Raw genomic sequence first — 18,358 nt, 5'->3', positions numbered from 1 at the left:
CTCGTACCCCTCGACCGGCTGACCCAGCTCCTCGCCGGACGGCCGGGCCAGGGTCTTGTCCGCCGCGAACCGTACATGGCAGTGCGCGCCTCTGGTTTAGAGGTCGAAGTACAGCTCGAACTCGTGCGGGTGCGGGCGGAGCTGGATCGGGGCGATTTCGTTGGTGCGCTTGTAGTCGATCCAGGTTTCGATGAGGTCGGAGGTGAAGACGCCGCCCTGCTGGAGGTACTCGTTGTCGGCTTCCAGGGCGTCGAGGACGGCCGGGAGGGAGGTGGGGACCTGGGGGACGCCCGCGTGCTCCTCGGGGGCGAGCTCGTAGAGGTCCTTGTCGATCGGCTCGGCCGGCTCGATCTTGTTCTTGACGCCGTCCAGGCCCGCGAGGAGGAGGGCGGAGAAGGCGAGGTAGGGGTTCGAGGACGGGTCCGGGGCGCGGAACTCGACGCGCTTGGCCTTGGGGTTGGAGCCCGTGATCGGGATGCGCATCGCGGCGGAGCGGTTGCGCTGCGAGTAGACCAGGTTGACCGGGGCCTCGAAGCCGGGGACCAGGCGGTGGTAGGAGTTCACCGTCGGGTTGGTGAAGGCGAGGAGCGAGGGGGCGTGCTTGAGGATGCCGCCGATGTAGTAGCGGGCGGTGTCCGAGAGGCCCGCGTAGCCCTGCTCGTCGTAGAAGAGGGGCTCGCCGCCGGACCACAGGGACTGGTGGACGTGCATGCCGGAGCCGTTGTCGCCGAAGATCGGCTTGGGCATGAAGGTGGCGGTCTTGCCGTTGCGCCAGGCGACGTTCTTGACGATGTACTTGAACAGCATCAGGTCGTCGGCGGCGGCCAGCAGGGTGTTGAACTTGTAGTTGATCTCCGCCTGGCCGGCGGTGCCGACCTCGTGGTGCTGGCGCTCGACCTTCAGGCCGGCCGCGTCCAGCTCCAGGGAGATCTCGGCGCGCAGGTCGGCGAAGTGGTCGACCGGGGGAGCCGGGAAGTAGCCGCCCTTGTAGCGGACCTTGTAGCCGCGGTTGTTGACCTCGGAACCGGTGTTCCAGGCGCCGGCCTCGGAGTCGATGTGGTAGAAGGACTGGTTCGCCGACGTCTCGAAGCGGACGTTGTCGAAGACGTAGAACTCCGCCTCCGGACCGAAGAACGCGGTGTCGGCGATGCCGGTGGAGGCGAGGTACGCCTCGGCCTTCTTCGCCACGTTGCGCGGGTCACGGCTGTACTGCTCGCCGGTGATCGGGTCGTGGATGAAGAAGTTGACGTTCAGCGTCTTGTCGCGGCGGAACGGGTCCACGCGGGCGGTGGAGAGGTCGGCGCGCAGCGCCATGTCGGACTCGTGGATGGCCTGGAAGCCACGGATCGAGGAGCCGTCGAAGGCCAGCTCCTCGGTCGGGTCGAACGCCTCCGCCGGAACCGTGAAGTGCTGCATCACACCGGGCAGGTCGCAGAACCGGACGTCGACGAACTTGACGTCTTCGTCCGCGATGAACTTCTTGGCCTCATCGGCGTTCTGGAACATCCAACTCCTCCTAGCCCGGTCACCGGCGGTCGGCGGCGCGGGATTGCTACTCGGAGCGCGTCATGTGCGGTGGCGCGCTTGCCCGACCATAGGCAGGCGGGATTTCCCAAGCATGACCCATTTGTTTCGCCGAGGTTAACCGCCGCGCGGCCCATTTCGGGGGGCGGCATGCAGGGGGGAGGGGGACGGAAGGCGGGCGGGACGGGGGGGTGGAATTGATCATTCCGGGCGGAGGCGCGGGTGCGGGGTGGGTGGATGCGGTGATCCGAAGGGGAGGGCGCGGGGCAGCTTCGGCGCGGCCCCCGGGGGCCCTCGACCATGCCCCGCGAGCGGGCGAACGTATGCGGTCGCAGTACCGTGGACGGGTGGACAACAGGCAAGCAATCGGATCGTGGATCTCCGGGCCCCGCGCGGCAGCCGAGGACATGGGCGTCGAGTTCGGCTACCGCGGGCAGCGCCTCGGGCTGCCCGAGGAGGGGCCGGGCTCGATCGCGCGTCCTGGCCGGCGCTTCGCCGCCCTCTTCATCGACTGGGCGCTGTGCTCGCTCGTCGCGTACGGGCTGCTCAGCCACGGCCGCGCCGACCAGACGAGCAACTGGGCGCTGGCCGTCTTCGCGGTGCTCAGCGTGCTGACGGTCGGCACGGTGGGCTTCACGCCGGGCAAGCGGCTGCTGGGCCTGCGGGTCGTCGCGGAGGGCGGCGGACGGCTGCCCCTGCTGCGGGTGGTCCTGCGCACGCTTCTGCTGGTCGTGGTCATCCCGGCGGTGATCTGGGACCGCGACGGCCGCGGCCTCCACGACCGCCTCGCCCGCGCGGTACAGGTTCGGATCTGAGGGACGCGAGCGGGACGCGGCAGGACATGTACAGGGCGCGCGGGGGTGAGTGCGGGGGGCGTGCGGAGTACGTGCAGGGCGCGCGGGGGTGAGTGCGCGCCGCGTGCAGAGGCGCGTGGCGCATGCGTGCGGGGCGTGCTGCTCGCCGGCGTACGGCGCGTATCCTCGGGCGGCTGGCGTGCCGCTCGTACGGCTTGTACGGCTTGTGCGGATCGTACCGCCTGTGCGGCCTGGTATCGCGCCTGTCGCCCGTATCGCCTCTGTCGCCCGTGCGGCTCGTGGCCGCCCGTACGCTCGTATACCGCCTAGCCCCACACCCTCACACCCCACACCCTCACACCCCCACACGCCCGAGGGGCCCAGGACCACAAGGTCCTGGGCCCCTCGACCGTTCCGGTGAAGGGAGGCGGGGGCCGCCTCCGTGGGATGCGGGTCAGCGCATCTTGCCGCCGCCGCCCTTCGGCATCCGCATGCCCTTGGGCATGGGGCCCTTCGGGACCGGCATGTTGCTCATCAGGTCGCCGAGCGCGCGGAGGCGGTCGTTGGTGGCGGTGACCTGGGGGCCGGGCAGGGTGCGGGGGAGCTTCAGGAGGGTGGTACGGATCTTCTTGAGCGGGACCTGGCCCTCGCCGTCGCCGACCACGAAGTCGTGGACCGGGGCGTCGGCGACGATGCGGGCCATCCGCTTCTTCTCGGCGGCCAGCAGGGTGCGTACGCGGTTCGGGTTGCCCTCGCCGACGAGGACGATGCCTGCCTTGCCGACGGCGCGGTGCACGACGTCCTGCTGGCGGTTCATCGCCACGGCCGGGGTGACCGTCCAGCCGCGGCCCACGTTGTCCAGTACGGCCGCGGCCGCGCCGGGCTGGCCTTCCATCTGTCCGAAGGCGGCCCGCTCGGCACGGCGGCCGAAGATGATCGCCATCGCGAGGAAGGCCAGGACGAATCCCAGGATGCCCAGGTAGACGGGGTGGCCGATCAGGAAGCCGAGGACGAGGAGAACGCCGAAAACGACGATGCCCACGCCGGCGACGACAAGACCGACCTTGGGGTCGACCCGACGGGTCATCTTGTAGGTCTGGGCGATCTGCTTCAGTCGCCCGGGGTTCGCAGCGCCCTCAGCGCTGTCTGCTTTTGCCTTCCTCGCCATGGGGCGCAGTTTACGTGGCGTTCGGGCCCTCGGTCGCCGCGGCCTCCAGTACGTGCTGGGCCTCGCGCCGGTCCCGGGCACGGCGGCGGTCCTCCAGCACCGACGTCCACGCGTTCCGGCGGGCGGTGCGCTGGCCACCGCGCATCAGCACGGACTCCACTGCACGCAGTGCATCGGTGACCGACGGGATGGGGAGAACAGCGGTGGCGCGAGCGGGCGCGGCCTGCATGGCGGGTTCCCCTTCTGGAGGAATGGTGGATGCGGTCTGTGAAGCCATCGTTACAGATCGGTGTTACCAACTGATGACCCGCCGGTCAAACACCGATGAAACGTTGACGCGGCCCGCACCGCCCCTGCCTGGGGAGGTACGGGCCGCGTCATGACACTCTGTGCCACGTTTCACATTCCGGTCCATGGGTCGTACGGCCCTGTGCGGGGCAGGACGGCCCTGTGAGGCTCAGACGGCCTGCGCCGACTCCTCGACCTGACGGCGCTCGATCGCCTGCTGGTACAGGCGGCCGGCGCGGTAGGAGGAGCGGACCAGCGGGCCGGACATGACACCGGCGTAGCCGATCTCCTCGGCCTCCTCCTTCAGCTCCACGAACTCGGCGGGCTTGACCCAGCGCTCGATGGGGTGGTGCCGCACCGACGGGCGCAGGTACTGCGTGATCGTGATCAGCTCGCAGCCCGCGTCGTACAGGTCCTGCAGCGCCTGGCTGATCTCCGCGCGCTCCTCGCCCATGCCCAGGATCAGGTTGGACTTGGTGACCAGACCGGCCTCGCGGGCCTTGGTGATCACTTCGAGGGACCGCTCGTAGCGGAAGCCGGGGCGGATCCGCTTGAAGATCCGCGGCACCGTCTCGACGTTGTGCGCGAGCACCTCGGGGCGCGAGGAGAAGACCTCGGCGAGCTGCTCGGGGACCGCGTTGAAGTCGGGGATGAGCAGTTCGACGCCGGTGCCGGGCATCGCGGCGTGGATCTGGCGGACGGTCTCCGCGTACAGCCAGGCGCCGCCGTCCTCCAGGTCGTCGCGCGCGACGCCGGTGATGGTGGCGTACTTCAGCCCCATGGTCTGGACCGATTCGGCCACCCGGCGCGGCTCGTCGCGGTCCAGTTCCTGCGGCTTGCCGGTGTCGATCTGGCAGAAGTCGCAGCGGCGGGTGCACTGGTCACCACCGATGAGGAAGGTCGCCTCGCGGTCCTCCCAGCATTCATAGATGTTGGGACAGCCCGCCTCCTGGCAGACCGTGTGCAGGCCCTCCTTCTTGACCAGGCCCTGCAGGTGGTTGTACTCGGGGCCCATTTTCGCCCGGGTCTTGATCCACTCGGGCTTGCGCTCGATGGGGGTCTGGCTGTTCCGGACCTCAAGGCGCAGCAATCGCCGGCCGTCAGGCCTTGGCATTTCCTGCCCGTCGGGTGCGACAGCGGACACGTCCGGCTCCCTACGACTTCGTTTCTTCGGCGTACACCAGGGTACGCCCGTCAATTCGCACGTCTTTACGTGGAGGCCAACCCCGTATGACAGGGGGGCATTCCTGGCGGTCGGCTTCCGGCGGCCGCGCCCAGGACTCCGGCGGCCGGCGGACCGGCTCAGACCGCCCGGGGGAGGAGCACGGCGTTCTCCAGCACGTCGCGCAGGTGCTTCTCGACGACGGGCAGGACGTCGGCGATGGTGATGTCCCGGCCGAGTTCGTTGGCGAGGGAGGTCACACCGGCGTCCCGGATGCCGCAGGGGACGATCTTGTCGAACGAGGTGTTGTCCGGGTTCACGTTGATCGCGAAGCCGTGCATGGTGACGCCCTTGGCCACGCGGATGCCGATCGCGGCCAGCTTGCGGTCCTCGCGGCGCTGGCCGGCGTTGGACGGGGCGTACTCCGGGCCGTTCAGCCGGGGGTCGAACTCCTCGTCGGCCGTACGCGGGTCGAAGTCGAGGGAGAGGCCGCCCAGGGACGGGCGCTCCGCGATCGGGTCGCCCAGCACCCAGACGCCGCTGCGGCCCTCGACCCGGGTGGTCTCCACGCCGAACTCGGTGCAGGTGCGGATGATGGCCTCTTCGAGACGCCGTACGTGGGCGACGACGTCGACCGGGCGCGGGAGCTTCTGGATCGGGTAGCCGACCAGCTGGCCCGGACCGTGCCAGGTGATCTTGCCGCCGCGGTCGACGTCGATGACCGGGGTGCCGTCCAGGGGGCGCTCGCTGTCGTCCGTGCGCCGGCCCGCCGTGTAGACGGGCGGGTGCTCCAGCAGCAGGCAGGTGTCCGGGACCTCGTCGGCGAACCGGGCGGCGTGCACCCTGCGCTGCTCCTGCCAGGCCGTCTCGTAATCGACGGCGTCGGCGCCGAAGCCCAGCTGGACAAAGCGCAGCCCCTCGGGTGTGGGGGTGTCCCCCCGAGAGATCGCAGTCACGGTAGCTCCTCTTCGAACTTTGTTGAGTCCTTCGCGCCCACGCCAACTGTACGGCGGGGGCGTGCGGCGTCCGCAGGCGCCCGGGGCAGGGGCCTGACGCGCGGGCGCACGGGAGTGCCCCGGGAGCCCTGGGGGCACTCCGGGGGCCGCCGTTACGGGGCGGGGGCGCAGCCGTCCGCGGACGCGTGGAGGACAGTACGAGCCCTGCTCACACGATCGGATGAACGCGTGGCGAAGGCGGCGAGAATGCCGCCCGAGGCCGTTACATTCACGCCGTTCCACGAGGGCAGGGAGCAGCGCCGGACAGGGTCAGCCGAACCCGGGCAGCTCGGCCCGGAAGGCAGGAGACCGGTAAAGCTGATGACGGAACGACCTCCACAGCGCACGCCCAACCGACAGCTCGCCGCGCTCATCGCGGAGGCGGGATTCTCCAACGCCGGGCTGGCCCGTCGGGTCGACCAGCTCGGCCTGGAGCACGGGCTCGACCTCCGGTACGACAAGACGTCGGTGACGCGCTGGCTGCGCGGGCAGCAGCCCAGAGGTACCACGCCCGCCCTGATCGCCGAGGTCTTCACGCGCAGACTGGGACGCCGCCTGTCGGCCCAGGACCTCGGCCTGGACGCCTGCGCGCCGGTGTACGCCGGGCTGGAGTTCGCGTCCACGCCGAGCGAGGCGGTGGACATCGTCAGCGGTCTGTGGCGCAAGGACTCCGGCAGCCACGCGGAGCTGCGGAAGATCGCCTTCACGCCGGCCGGGCTGGTGGTGCCCAGCCGGGACTGGCTGATCGGGCGGGCCGACGAGCGGGTCGCGCACGGTGACGCGGCCGAGCCCGCCGGCCGGCTGACCCCGCCGGGCCGGATGCAGGTGTCGGTGCCCCGGCAGCGGCAGATGGACCGGGCCGCCCATGAGCGCGCCGGTCACGAGCGGCCGGGGCACGACCGCGCCGGGCATCCCGAACGGGCGGAGCGCGCGGGGGCCGCCGAACGCGCCGGGCGTACGGACCGCCCCGAGCGCCCCGACCGGGCGCACGCCTACCGGGTGTCCGCCGGTGACATCAAGGCGCTCCGGTCGGTCGGCGAGCTGTTCCGGGCGCTGGACCACGCGTACGGCGGCGGGCACGCCCGGCAGGCCCTGGTGCGCTACCTGGAGCACGAGGTCGAGCCGATGCTCCGCGGCACGTACGGCGAGGCGGCCGGGCGGCGGCTGTTCGCGGCGGCCGCCGACCTGACGCGGCTGGCCGGCTGGACGTCGTACGACATCGCCGCGCACGGCCTGGCGCAGCGCTACTTCGTCCAGGCGCTGCGGTTGGCGCAGGCGGCCGGGGACCGCGCGTACGGCGCGTACGTCCTGGTGACCATGAGCCGGCAGGCCGTCTACCTGGGCCACGGCCGGGAGGCCGTGCAGCTGGCACGGGTCGCCCAGCAGGGGGTCGGCAGCAACGCGCCCCCCGTCGTCCAGGCCCTGCTGCACTCGGCGGAGGCGCGCGGGCACGGCGTACTGACCGAGGTACGGGCGTGCACGGCCTCGCTCGCGCGGGCGGAACGGGCGCTGGAGACGGCGCGCCCCGGCGACGAGGCGCCCTACTGGGCGCGCTTCTTCGACGAGGCGCAGCTCGCCGACGAGCTGGCGCACTGCCACCGGGACCTCCAGCAGTTCCGGGCGGCGGCACAGCACGCGGAGCGCTCGCTCCAGCTGCGCGGTGCCGGCTTCGCCCGCAGCCGGCTGTTCTGCCGGGTGGTGCTGGCGACGGCGCGGCTCGGCCTGGGCGAGCTGGAGCAGGCGTGCGCGCTGGGCGCGGAGGCGGCGCTCCAGGCCTCCGAGATGCGCTCCGTACGGGCGCACGAGTACGTCCGCGAGTTCGAGCGCCGGCTGGAGCCGTACCGGGACGCGGCGGCGGTACGGGGGTACCGCGACCGGGTGGCGGCCATGAAGGGGTGAGGGGGCGGGGCGGGGCTGCCGGGTGCGCCGGCAGCGCTGGTCCGGGCACGCCGGCCGGGCCGGGCACGCCGGCCGGGCCGGACTCACCGCCTGGCGGGGTCCGGCCCGGAATGCGGGTGGTTCAGGCGGCGGCGGAGAGTTCGCAGGGCTCGTGGAACGGGGGCAGCCGGAGGTCGTCGAGCGCGGCGCGGGCGGCCCGCCGGCCGGAGCGCAGGGCGCCCTGGACGGTGCCGGTGTCCCGGTGGTCGCCGCACACGTACAGCCCGGCCAGCAGCCGCACGGAACGGTCCGGGCCGTGCGGTACGGGCAGGGCTGGGACCGCCTCCGGGTCGTGGTGGGCGGCCAGCAGTTCCCAGGCGTCGGTGGACGTGCCGTAGATCCGGTCGAGTTGGGGCCGGACCGTCTTGTCCAGCGCCCGGGCGGGCAGCGTCGCCGGGGCGCCCAGCACGGTCGTGGTGACCAGGGCGCGGCCCGCGGGAGCCCGGGAGGGGTCGGTCTCGCTGGCGACGTAGGTGTGCGCGACCGGGCCGTCGGCGGGCAGGAAGAACACCGGTTCGCGGACCGGGGGACTGTCAGTGGTGTGGTGCACGATGGTGACCGGGTGGAAATCGGGGATCCGCAGCCCCGGGAGCAGCTCTGCCGCGTCGCGCGCTCCGGTGGCCACGAGCACCGAGCGGCAGGGGAACTGCCCGTGGGCGGCGGTGCCGACGCTGGTGGTCGAGACGGAGACGGCGCGTACGGAGGTGCGTACGGTGCCGGGGGGAAGGGAGGCGGCGAGGAGTTCGGGCAGGGCCGAGGCCCCGCCGGCGGGCAGGCACAGCCGGCCGCGGGCGAACGAGCGCAGGGCCTGGGCGGCGACGCGGCTGGAGCCGGTGAGCCCGGGATCGCACAGGAGGGCGGACAGGAGGGGGCGCAGGAACCCGTCGGGGATGTACGGCGGGAAGGCCGGGCGGGCGGCCAGCGCCTGGGCGACGGAGCGGTCGGCGCGCCGTTCGGAGCGTGCAAGGGCGCGCGCGGCCGAAAGTGCGCCCCTTGTGCTCCGGGGGGCACCGACACGCTGTGTCCGGCGGCCGTTGTGCAGACAGAGGCCGGGGGCGAAGTGACGCAGGACCAAGCCGTTGAGGCCGGGGGTGGTGCGCAGTTCGGGGTACGAGGTGACGAGCAGTTGGCCGGTGCGGTCCAGCCGGAAGCCGTCCAGGTGGTCGGTGGTGGTCCGGCCGCCGGTGCGTGGGGCGGCCTCCAGCACGGTGACCGTGGCTCCCGCGCTGGTCAGATGGTGGGCGGCGGCGAGACCGGCGAGGCCGGCCCCGACGATGACGACGTCCACGGTCGATGCGGTGCGCAGCACGTGCCCTCCCGAGGTCGGTCCCGGTGCCGGCGTCGACGGGGCTCCTGCCCCGGACCGGCGCGCGGGATGCCGAGTTCGTGAGGTTGGAACCTTAAGAAGCACGGCGGCGGGGGCGCGATCGCGCGTAGACCGCGCATGGGCGCACGATGCGGCACGATGCGGCACGGAGTGCCGCGAGGGGGTGGGTCGGGTGGGCTTTGTCGCCGGGGTGCGGGTGCTTTTCGGCTGGGGCCGTTGCTTGGTCGGGAGGTGGGTGCGCGGCGCCTTCGGCGGGAGGGGGGTGTGGGGTGGGGCCCGCGATCGGTGGGTGGTGGGGGCGGGGCCGAGGGCTGCGGGGCGGGTTCCTGGACTGCTTCGCTTTTACGTCCTGGAACCCGCCCCGCAGCCCCCGGCCCCTCAGGCTCGTGGCGGGCCCCGCCCCGGTGGGGAGGAAAAAAGAGACAAGGCGTGGGCGCCCGACGGGAGTGGTCAGTCCTCCAACGCCGCCCGGATGGCGCTGTCCGGAGTGGTGTGGGTGAACGTGAAGCCGGAGTCCAGGAGGCGTCGGGGGATGATGCGTTGGCTGGCCAGGACGTTGTCGGCGAACTCGCCCAGGGCCAGCCGGAGGGCGGGGGCGGGGACGGCGAAGGGGGTGGGGCGGTGCAGGACGCGGCCCATCGCTGCGGTGACCTCGCGGTTGGTGACCGGCTCGGGTGCGGTGAGGTTGACCGGGCCGCTCAGTTCCTCGGTGTCGATGAGGTGCCGGAGGGCGGCGACGTGGTCGTGCAGGGAGATGTAGCTCCAGTACTGGCGGCCGGTGCCGAGCCGCCCGCCCAGGCCCAGCTTGAACAGGGGGAACAGCCGTCCCCAGGCGCCGCCCTGGCGGCCCACGACCAGCCCGGTGCGGGGGAAGACCGTACGGATGCCGGCTTCGACGGCCGGGGCGGCGGCGTCCTCCCAGTCGGCGCAGACGCGGGCCAGGAAGTCGTCGCCGGGCGGTGCCGACTCGTCGGTCCGCCGGTCGCCGGTGTCGCCGTAGTAGCCGACGGCGCTGCTGCACACGAAGACCCGCGGCGGGGTGTCCAGGGAGGCGAGGGCCTCGGCGAGCGCCGCCGTACCGAGGACGCGGCTGTCCCGGATCTCGCGCTTGTACGCGTCGGTCCAGCGGTGGTCGCCGACGCCCGCGCCCGCGAGGTGGACGACGGCGTCGCAGCCGGCGAGCCCGGCGGCGTCCACGGTCTGGCGTTGGGGATCCCAGCGCACCTCGTCGGAGGCGCGCGGTGCGTGCCGGACGAGCCGGACGATGTCGTGCTGCTTCCCGGCGCCCGGTGGGCGGGTGGCGCCGTCCCCGCGCAGGGAGCGCAGCAGTGCCGTTCCGATGAGACCGGCCGAGCCGGTGATCGCGATCCGCATGACAGCCATACTGCCTGTCCCGGAGGCGCACGCATGGCACAGTGGCACGCATGTCCGAATCGTTCGTCCGTACCGCTGTTTTTGCCGACGAGGAACCGCTCGCGGTCATGGACCGCCGTACGTGGTCGACGCTGCACGCCGTGACGCCCCGGCCGCAGGCCCCGTACGGCCGGTTCTTCGACGACCGGCACCGTCCCGAGGACCTGCTCGTGGCGGAGGTCGGGGGGCGGCTGGCGGGCTATCTGCGGCTGGTGCCGCCGACCGGGCTGCCCTGCAACGCCCACGTCCGGCAGATCCAGGGTCTGGCCGTGGACATCTGGGCGCGTGGCCGGGGCATCGCCCGCACGCTGCTGGACGCGGCCTGCGCGCAGGCGGCGGACGAGGGGGCCCGCCGGATCACCCTGCGGGTCCTCGGGCACAACACCCCGGCGCGCAGGCTCTACGAGTCGGCGGGCTTCGCGGTGGAGGGCGTTCTGCCCGGGGAGTTCCTGCTGGAGGGCGAGTACGTGGATGACGTGCTGATGGGGAAGGCGCTGGTCTGAGCCGCCGGGGCGGGGCCGGTGCGCTGCTGGAGCAGTGCTTTCAGGAGGACTTCGCCGAACTCGGCCGGGTGCGTGGTCAGGCCGGTGTGGCCGCCGGGGAAGTGCAGGAGTTCCTTGCCGAGGCGGTCGGCGAGGTGTGCGGCCGGCCGGTAGGACAGCTCTCCCTGGGAGTCCTGGCCGCCGGCGAGGACGAGGCGGTCCGAGAGCGCTGCGAGCCGGTCGAGGTCCGGGGCGTAGGACATGAAGCGGGGGACGATACGGCCGACGAAGTACGGCAGGTTGGCCATCGTCTGCTCGGCGCGCGCGGCGGCCTGCGGCGGGAGCTTCATCTCGGGTTGCGGCGCGGTGGTGCCGCCGTCCTTCTTCAGGCCCGCGGCGAACACGGTCATCGCCGGCATGAGCCCCTGGGTACGGAACGTCTCCTCGACGCGTGCGACGAGCGCGCGGTGTTCGGGGGCGTCCGGCAGGACCTCCACCACCGGAGGCTCGTGTGCCACGACGCGGGTGAGGCGTTCGGGGCGGGTGGTGAGCAGGTGCAGGGCGGTGATCGCGCCGGAGCTGATGCCGAGCACCCGGGCGGGCTCGCCGGGCGACAGCAGCTCCAGCATCCGGAACGCGTCGTCGGCGTGCTCGGCCACGTGCTGCTCGGCCCCGGGGTCGTCCAGTGTGCTGCGGGACATGCCGCGCGGGTCGTAGGCCGCCACGGTGTACGAGGCGGCCAGGTCGTCGGCGACGCCGTCGAAGGAGGCCGCGCCGCCCGCTCCGCCGGGTATCAGCAGCAGGAGCGGGCCCCGGCCGCGTACTTCGTAGTGCAGGGTCGCGCCGTCGACGCGCAGGCTGCCGGTGGTCGGGCCGTTCATGAGGGGTCTCCTTCTGGGGACGTGGGCCAGTGCTCCAGGGCGGTGTGGAGGGCGTCGAGGACGCGGACCCACGAGTCCCGCGGCGGACGTCCGTGCTGGAACCCGCCGGCGGCTTCCAGGGCGGCGAAGCCGTGGAAGGTGCTGCGCAGCAGGCGGACCGCGTCGGTCAGGTCGGGTTCGGTCAGGCCGTAGCCGCGCAGCATGCCGTAGGTCAGCTCGACCGCGCGCCGCGGGCCGGGCGCGTTCGCGGCCAGTTCCGGGTCGATGTCCAGCGGTGTCTGCGTCGCCGTGTAGCGGCCGGGGTGGCGGCTCGCGTACTCCCGCCAGGCGTCGGCGAACGCGACCAGGGCAGCCCTGCCCGCGAGTCCGGCGGTGGCTTCCGCGATACGGATGGTCTTCTCGTCCGCCGCCAGCAGCGCGATCCGCCCGCGCAGGTCGTCCAGGCCGCGTACGTGCGTGTACAGGCTCGCGTCCTTCACGCCGAGCCGTCGCGCGACCTGCGCCATGGTGACCTGGTCGAATCCGATCTCGTCCGCCAGCTCGGCGCCCGCGCGCGTCACCCGCTCCGCCGTCAGCCCGGCCCGTGCCATGCGCCCACTTCCCGTGTTCCTGGTGAGCCGCCAGGGAGGTGCATGTCCCTAGGGGCCCTAGGTTTTTCCTAGGGCCCCTAGGTTCGCCGGTGGCGGCCGGGAAGGCAAGAGATTTTCTGTGGCGCCGTCAGGTGCCGAAGCGGTCCCACAGCCGGGGGAAGCGTTCCGCCAGTACGCGGTCGTCGTCGAGGTCGAGGTAGGTGCCGAGCGGTTCGCGGGGCTGCGGCGGCAGGCCGAGGTCGGGCATCTCGGCGCCGGTGAGCTGTTCGTACGCCTCGTCCGCCGCGTAGCCGAGCTCCTCCGCGTCGCCGTCCACCTCGTCGTCGAACGCGTCCAGCAGGTCGGCGAGGTGGTCGGGGTCGTGCAGGGCGCCTTCGAAGACCTCCCGGCCCTGGCCGATCAGCCAGCTGCGGAAGCAGTCGAAGGCGTCGTCGCTCGCGCCGCCGAGCAGGATGCAGGCCGCGGCCCACAGGTCCCAGGTGTAGGCGCGGTTGTCCCGGGACTCGAAGTGCCGGGCGAAGTCCACCACCGAGTCGGGGTCGAGGGCCACCAGTCGTTCGACGAGCGCGTCCGCCTGCTCCTCCGGGTCGCCCTCGGCGGCCTCACGGGAACTGTCGATCAGCTGCCAGAACTCCGTCTCGTCCATCACGGGTCCAGCATCGTCGCTGCCGCACGGCGCCGCACGCGGAGTACCCCAGATGCGACGCTGTCGTTATCCGCGCCCTGCCGCACGGAAAAGTGGACACAAGGTGTCGGGTTTCGGCGGGAGGGTCGTGGCATGACAGAAGGAGAACTCACCATGGCCGGGGCAGGCAGCCCGCAGGGACCGCTCACCGGAAAGGTCGCGCTGGTCGCCGGCGCCACCAGGGGCGCGGGCCGGGCGATGGCGGTGGAGCTGGGCCGGGCCGGCGCCACGGTCTACGTCACCGGCCGTACGACCCGGGACCACGTCAGCGAGGTCGGCCGGGCGACCGAGACGATCGAGGAGACCGCGGAGCTGGTGACGGCGGCCGGCGCGGCGTCCCCCGCCGGCAGCGGCGCCGGTATCGCCGTACCGACGGACCATCTGGACCCGGCGGCGGTACGGGCGCTGGTCGGGCGCATCGACCGCGAACAGGGGCGGCTGGACCTCCTCGTCAACGACCTGTGGGGCGGTGACGTGCATGTCGAGTGGGGCAAGAAGATGTGGGAGCACGACCTGGAGAAGGGGCTGCGGGTGCTGCGGCTCGGGGTGGAGAGCCACATCATCACCAGCAGTTGCGCGCTGCCGCTGCTGATCCGCCGGCCCGGCGGGCTGGTGGTGGAGGTGACGGACGGTACGGAGGAGTTCAACCGCCGCTACCGTGAGCCGTTCTACTACGACCTGGCCAAGAGCGGGCCGATCCGGATGGCGAAGGGCCTGGCTCAGGAGCTGCCGGAGTACGGGTGTACGGCGGTGTGCCTGACGCCGGGCTGGCTGCGGTCGGAGGCCATGCTGGACACCCACTTCAAGGTCACCGAGGAGAACTGGCGCGCGGGCTGCGAGCAGAACCCGCACTTCGCGATCTCCGAGACACCGGTCTTCGTCGGGCGGGCGCTGGCCGCGCTGGCCGGCGACCCGGACGTGGCCCGGTTCAACGGGCAGACGCTCTCCAGTGGCGGCCTGGCGAAGGAGTACGGCTTCACGGACGTGGACGGGTCGGCGCCGGACGCCTGGCGCTACATCACCGAGGTGGAACAGGAGGGGAAGCCGGCGGACACGACCGGGTACCGGTGAGCGGCACGCGGGTCAGGGCGCGGCCGGCTCCCCGTACAGCGCGTACAGCCGCGCCGCCGCCGCGGCGAACCGTTTCCGTAGCTCCGGCGGTGCCAGCACCTCCGCCTCCGGTCCGAGGCCGAGCAGCTGGCTGAAGGCGACGTCCAGGGACTCGACGGGCAGGGCGACGGTGATCCGCCCCTGTTCGTCGGGTTCGCCCGCCGCCGCGAGCGCCTCCTCGGCACCGGCCCGGTCGGTCACGTGCCGCAGCTGCCGGGCGCCCGCGGGCGTCAGCCGTACGGTCACCTCGTCCCGCAGGATCGAGCGGGCGAACTGGGCGGCGCGTTCCGCCCAGAAGGCGGGCAGGTCGAAGTCGGGGGTGCGGGTGAAGCGGCTGTCGAGGGGGGTGACGGACGTGAAGCGGTCGATGCGGTAGACGCGCGTGTCCGTACCGGCCCGTGCCGCGAGGTACCAGACGCCTGCCTTGAGGACCAGGCCGTACGGCTCCAGCTCCCGCTCCACCTCGGTGTCCGTGCGGCGGTAGCGCGCGGTGATCCGCCGGTCGTCCCAGACCGCGTCCGCGACGGCGGGCAGCAGGTCCGGGGTGGCCGGTTCGCGGTACCAGGCGGGCGCGTCGAGGTGGAAGCGCTGGGCGGCACCGTCCGCGGCGTCCCGCAGCTCGGGCAGCAGGGCCGCGGAGACTTTCAAGCGCGCGGCGGACGCGGCGTCGGCGAGCCCCATGTCGCGCAGTGCGGCGGGCACGCCGGACAGGAAGAGGGCTTCCGCCTCGCTGCGGCCGAGCCCGGTCAGCCGGGTCCGGTAGCCGCCGATGAGACGGTAGCCGCCGGCTCGCCCGCGGTCCGCGTAGACGGGCACGCCGGCCTCGGAGAGGGAGAGCACGTCGCGGGCGACGGTACGTTCCGACACCTCCAGCTCCCGTGCCAGTTCGGCGGCCGTCATCGACGGGCGGGACTGGAGGAGCAGCACCATTCTGATCAGCCGGGCAGCGCGCATGGGTGCATCATGCCGCGCGGAGGTGCGGCCCGGCGCACGTCGGTTGTTCCTGTGCGCGAGGAAGATCCCGTGCGGAGACCCCGGGCGCGGTGTGGTGGTCTCCGCACGGGAGCGGGGGGCGCCGGCCGGAGCCGGCGCGGGGGGCGGACGCGGCGGACGGACCGCCCGCCGCGCCTCAAGGGCCTTACAGCCCGTACCGCTCCTTGGCCTCCTTGACCGTCTCCGCCTTCACGTCGCCGCGGCGGGCCAGCGCGGCCAGCGCCTGCACGACGACCGACTGGGCGTCGACGCCGAAGTGGCGGCGGGCCGCCTCGCGGGTGTCGGAGAGGCCGAAGCCGTCGGTGCCGACGGAGGTCCAGTCCTGCTCGACCCACGGGGCGATCTGGTCGGGCACGGCCCGCATCCAGTCGCTGACCGCGACGACCGGACCGGGGGCACCGGCCAGCGCACGGGTCACGTACGGGACACGGTCCTCGCCCTCCAGGCGCGCGGCGTCGCACTCCAGCGCGTCGCGGCGCAGCTCCGTCCAGGACGGCGCGGACCAGATGTCGGCCGCCACGCCCCAGTCGCGGGCCAGGATCTCCTGGGCCTCCAGGATCCAGTGGATGGCGGTGCCGGAGGCCAGCAGCTGGAGGCGCGGCGCGTCGGCGGCGGCGGGCCCGGCCTCCTTGAAGCGGTAGAGGCCCTTGAGGATGCCTTCCTCGACGCCCTCCGGCATGGCGGGCTGCACCTTGGTCTCGTTGTAGACCGTCAGGTAGTAGAAGACGTCCTCGGCGTCCGGGCCGTACATCCGGCGCAGGCCCTCCTTGACGATCACCGCGACCTCGTACGCGAACGCCGGGTCGTAGGAGAGCGCCGCCGGGTTGGTGGAGGCGATCAGGTGCGAGTGGCCGTCCGCGTGCTGGAGGCCCTCGCCGGTCATCGTCGTACGGCCGGCCGTGGCGCCGATGACGAAGCCGCGGCCCAGCTGGTCGGCGAGCGCCCAGAACTGGTCGGCGGTGCGCTGCCAGCCGAACATCGAGTAGAAGATGTAGAACGGGATCATCGGCTCGCCGTGGGTGGCGTACGAGGTCGCCGCCGCGGTGAAGTCGGCCAGCGAACCGGCCTCCGTGATGCCCTCGTTGAGGATCTGGCCGTCCTTGGCTTCCTTGTAGTACAGGAGCTGGTCGCGGTCGACCGGGTCGTAGGTCTGGCCGACGGGGGAGTAGAGCCCGGCGGACGGGAACAGCGACTCCATGCCGAAGGTACGGGCCTCGTCGGGCACGACCGGCACCCAGCGCTTGCCGGTCTCCTTGTCCCGCATCAGGTCCTTGACCAGGCGGACGAACGCCATGGTGGTGGCGATCTCCTGCGAGCCCGAGCCCTTCTTCAGGGCGTCGAACGCCTTGTCGGCGGGCATCGGCAGCGGCTTGGCGACGACCTTGCGGGCCGGGGCCGGACCGCCGAGGGCGGCGCGCCGCTGACGCAGGTACTCCATCTCCGGGGAGTTCTCGTCCGGGCGGGCGTAGGGCACCACGTCCGCGTCCAGGGCGCTGTCCGGGATGGGCAGCTCCAGGAGGTCGCGCATGGCGCGGAACTGCTCGCCGGTGAGCTTCTTCATCTGGTGGTTGGCGTTACGGGACTCGAAGCCCTCGCCGAGGGTGTAGCCCTTGACGGTCTGCGCCAGGATGACGGTGGGCGCGCCCTTGTGCTCGACGGCGGCCTTGTACGCGGCGTAGACCTTGCGCGGCTCGTGGCCGGCGCGGGAGGTCTGGAACAGCTCCAGCAGCTTGGCGTCGGACAGGCCCTGGGCGATACGGCCCAGCGACGGGTCCGAGCCGAAGAAGTGCTCGCGCAGGTAGGCGGCGTCGCGGGTGGCGTACGTCTGGAACTGCGCGTCCGGGGTCTCGCGCAGACGGCGCAGCAGGGCCCCGTCGGTGTCCAGGGCGAAGACCTCGTCCCAGGCCCGGCCCCACAGGGACTTGATGACGTTCCAGCCCGCGGCGCGGAACTGGGCCTCCAGCTCCTGCACGATCTTGTAGTTGGGGCGGACCGGGCCGTCCAGGCGCTGGAGGTTGCAGTTGATGACGAAGGTCAGGTTGTCCAGGCCCTCGCGGCCGGCCAGCGCCAGGGCGGCGGTCGACTCGGGCTCGTCCATCTCGCCGTCACCGAGGAACGCCCACACGTGGGAGTTCGAGGTGTCCTTGATGCCGCGGTGCTCCAGGTAGCGGTTGAAGCGCGCCTGGTAGATCGCGGAGAGCGGGCCCAGGCCCATGGAGACGGTGGGGAACTCCCACAGCCAGGGCAGGCGCCGCGGGTGCGGGTACGAGGGCAGGCCGTCACCGGCCGCCTCCTGGCGGAAGCGGTCGAGCTGGTCCTCGGTGAGGCGGCCTTCGAGGAAGGCGCGGGCGTAGATGCCGGGGGAGGCGTGGCCCTGGATGTAGAGCTGGTCGCCGCTGCCCCCCGAGGAGGGGTCTTCCTTGCCGCGGAAGAAGTGCTGGAAGCCGGTCTCGTAGAGCCAGGCCGCCGAGGCGAAGGTGGCGATGTGGCCGCCGAGGCCGAGGCGGGAGCCGCGGGTGACCATGGCGGCCGCGTTCCAGCGGTTCCAGGCCGTGATCCGGGCCTCCATCGCCTCGTCACCCGGGAACTCGGGCTCGGCGGCGGTCGGGATGGTGTTGACGTAGTCGGTTTCGAGCGGCGCGAGACCGGGGGCACCGGTGTGCTCCACGGCACGGCGCATCAGGTAGGCGGCGCGGTGCGGGCCGGCCGCCTTCGTGACGGCGTCCAGGGACTCGCGCCACTCGGCCGTCTCCTCCGGGTCGCGGTCCGGGACCTGGTCGAGCTGGCTGTACGGCATGCGTACGGGATCGGGCATGGGTGGCCCCTTTCCGGACGGAGGAGGGAGGTGCGATGAGTGCTTGGCAGGCAGGGGTGTCGCGCCCCACCGATGACGATACGCCTCTGATCGATGATCGATCAACGCAAGTTGAAGGAAAAACCGCAGGTCGGCACGGGGTGCCAGCCTTTTGGGCACGGGGTGCCAGGTCGCCTGCGGCTCCGAATCGAAG

At 72.4% G+C, this 18,358-nt stretch carries 16 protein-coding genes; 4 read left to right on the top strand and 12 right to left on the bottom strand.

Annotated elements, in window-relative coordinates; genetic code table 11:
- Positions 1-96: 96 nt before the first annotated feature.
- The gene (gene glnA, locus AB0L45_RS37970; RefSeq protein WP_365848342.1) at positions 97-1,506 is read right to left on the bottom strand and encodes a type I glutamate--ammonia ligase; all 1,410 of its coding nucleotides are present in this window, start codon (positions 1,504-1,506) and stop codon (positions 97-99) included.
- Positions 1,507-1,871: 365 nt separating this feature from the next.
- Here glnA and AB0L45_RS37965 point away from each other — a divergent pair, with 365 nt between their 5' ends.
- Entirely contained in the window at positions 1,872-2,339 is a 468-nt protein-coding gene (locus AB0L45_RS37965) for an RDD family protein (protein WP_365848341.1), read from the top strand.
- 433 nt (positions 2,340-2,772) lie between these two features.
- Here AB0L45_RS37965 and AB0L45_RS37960 read toward each other — a convergent pair whose 3' ends face one another.
- From AB0L45_RS37960 to lipB, 4 genes are all read right to left on the bottom strand, one after another.
- Positions 2,773-3,486: a DUF4191 domain-containing protein gene (locus tag AB0L45_RS37960; protein WP_365848340.1), complete on the bottom strand. Its 714-nt coding sequence runs from the start codon at positions 3,484-3,486 to the stop codon at positions 2,773-2,775.
- 10 nt (positions 3,487-3,496) lie between these two features.
- Positions 3,497-3,715: a hypothetical protein gene (locus AB0L45_RS37955; protein ID WP_365848339.1), complete on the bottom strand. Its 219-nt coding sequence runs from the start codon at positions 3,713-3,715 to the stop codon at positions 3,497-3,499.
- A gap of 228 nt (positions 3,716-3,943) precedes the next feature.
- Complete coding sequence (lipA, locus tag AB0L45_RS37950; RefSeq protein ID WP_365848345.1) at positions 3,944-4,888, bottom strand: lipoyl synthase; 945 nt, start codon at positions 4,886-4,888, stop codon at positions 3,944-3,946.
- Positions 4,889-5,076: 188 nt separating this feature from the next.
- Positions 5,077-5,892, bottom strand: a complete 816-nt coding sequence (gene lipB / locus AB0L45_RS37945) for a lipoyl(octanoyl) transferase LipB (RefSeq protein WP_365848338.1) — start codon at positions 5,890-5,892, stop codon at positions 5,077-5,079.
- A gap of 360 nt (positions 5,893-6,252) precedes the next feature.
- Between lipB and AB0L45_RS37940 the strand changes: the two genes are divergently transcribed.
- Positions 6,253-7,830, top strand: coding sequence for a regulator (locus AB0L45_RS37940; protein WP_365848337.1), 1,578 nt, complete (start codon positions 6,253-6,255; stop codon positions 7,828-7,830).
- A gap of 121 nt (positions 7,831-7,951) precedes the next feature.
- On the opposite strand, the gene AB0L45_RS37935 is transcribed toward AB0L45_RS37940, so the two are convergent.
- Together AB0L45_RS37935 and AB0L45_RS37930 are read right to left on the bottom strand one after the other, a co-directional pair.
- Positions 7,952-9,178, bottom strand: a complete 1,227-nt coding sequence (locus AB0L45_RS37935; protein WP_365848336.1) for an FAD-dependent oxidoreductase — start codon at positions 9,176-9,178, stop codon at positions 7,952-7,954.
- A gap of 468 nt (positions 9,179-9,646) precedes the next feature.
- On the bottom strand, positions 9,647-10,579 hold the full coding sequence (locus AB0L45_RS37930) for a TIGR01777 family oxidoreductase (RefSeq protein WP_365848335.1): 933 nt from the start codon (positions 10,577-10,579) through the stop codon (positions 9,647-9,649).
- Between the two features lie 41 nt (positions 10,580-10,620).
- Between AB0L45_RS37930 and AB0L45_RS37925 the strand changes: the two genes are divergently transcribed.
- A complete protein-coding gene (locus tag AB0L45_RS37925) occupies positions 10,621-11,112 on the top strand; it encodes a GNAT family N-acetyltransferase (RefSeq protein WP_365848334.1) in 492 nt (163 codons plus the stop codon).
- Here the strand turns inward: AB0L45_RS37925 and AB0L45_RS37920 are convergent.
- The 3 genes from AB0L45_RS37920 to AB0L45_RS37910 all read right to left on the bottom strand — a co-directional run bounded on the left by AB0L45_RS37920 (position 11,010) and on the right by AB0L45_RS37910 (position 13,208).
- The gene (locus AB0L45_RS37920; protein WP_365848333.1) at positions 11,010-11,972 is read right to left on the bottom strand and encodes an alpha/beta hydrolase; all 963 of its coding nucleotides are present in this window, start codon (positions 11,970-11,972) and stop codon (positions 11,010-11,012) included. The genes AB0L45_RS37925 and AB0L45_RS37920 overlap by 103 nt on opposite strands.
- The gene (locus AB0L45_RS37915) at positions 11,969-12,562 is read right to left on the bottom strand and encodes a WHG domain-containing protein (protein WP_365848332.1); all 594 of its coding nucleotides are present in this window, start codon (positions 12,560-12,562) and stop codon (positions 11,969-11,971) included. Before AB0L45_RS37915 ends, AB0L45_RS37920 begins: the two co-directional genes overlap by 4 nt.
- A gap of 127 nt (positions 12,563-12,689) precedes the next feature.
- A complete protein-coding gene (locus tag AB0L45_RS37910) occupies positions 12,690-13,208 on the bottom strand; it encodes a DUF4240 domain-containing protein (protein ID WP_365848344.1) in 519 nt (172 codons plus the stop codon).
- A gap of 132 nt (positions 13,209-13,340) precedes the next feature.
- On the opposite strand from AB0L45_RS37910, the gene AB0L45_RS37905 reads away from it, so the two are divergent.
- Positions 13,341-14,318 carry an SDR family oxidoreductase gene (locus AB0L45_RS37905; RefSeq protein WP_365848330.1) on the top strand — a complete coding sequence of 326 codons (978 nt, stop codon included), beginning with the start codon at positions 13,341-13,343 and terminating at the stop codon, positions 14,316-14,318.
- 12 nt (positions 14,319-14,330) lie between these two features.
- Here AB0L45_RS37905 and AB0L45_RS37900 read toward each other — a convergent pair whose 3' ends face one another.
- Both AB0L45_RS37900 and aceE read right to left on the bottom strand, forming a co-directional pair.
- Entirely contained in the window at positions 14,331-15,311 is a 981-nt protein-coding gene (locus tag AB0L45_RS37900) for a WYL domain-containing protein (protein WP_365848329.1), read from the bottom strand.
- 184 nt (positions 15,312-15,495) lie between these two features.
- On the bottom strand, positions 15,496-18,165 hold the full coding sequence (aceE, locus tag AB0L45_RS37895; protein ID WP_365848328.1) for a pyruvate dehydrogenase (acetyl-transferring), homodimeric type: 2,670 nt from the start codon (positions 18,163-18,165) through the stop codon (positions 15,496-15,498).
- Between the last annotated feature and the right edge of the window lie 193 nt (positions 18,166-18,358).

Source organism: Streptomyces sp. NPDC052496, from assembly GCF_040679095.1.
Taxonomy (GTDB): domain Bacteria; phylum Actinomycetota; class Actinomycetes; order Streptomycetales; family Streptomycetaceae; genus Streptomyces.
This window is presented reverse-complemented; position numbering and strand designations above follow the sequence as displayed.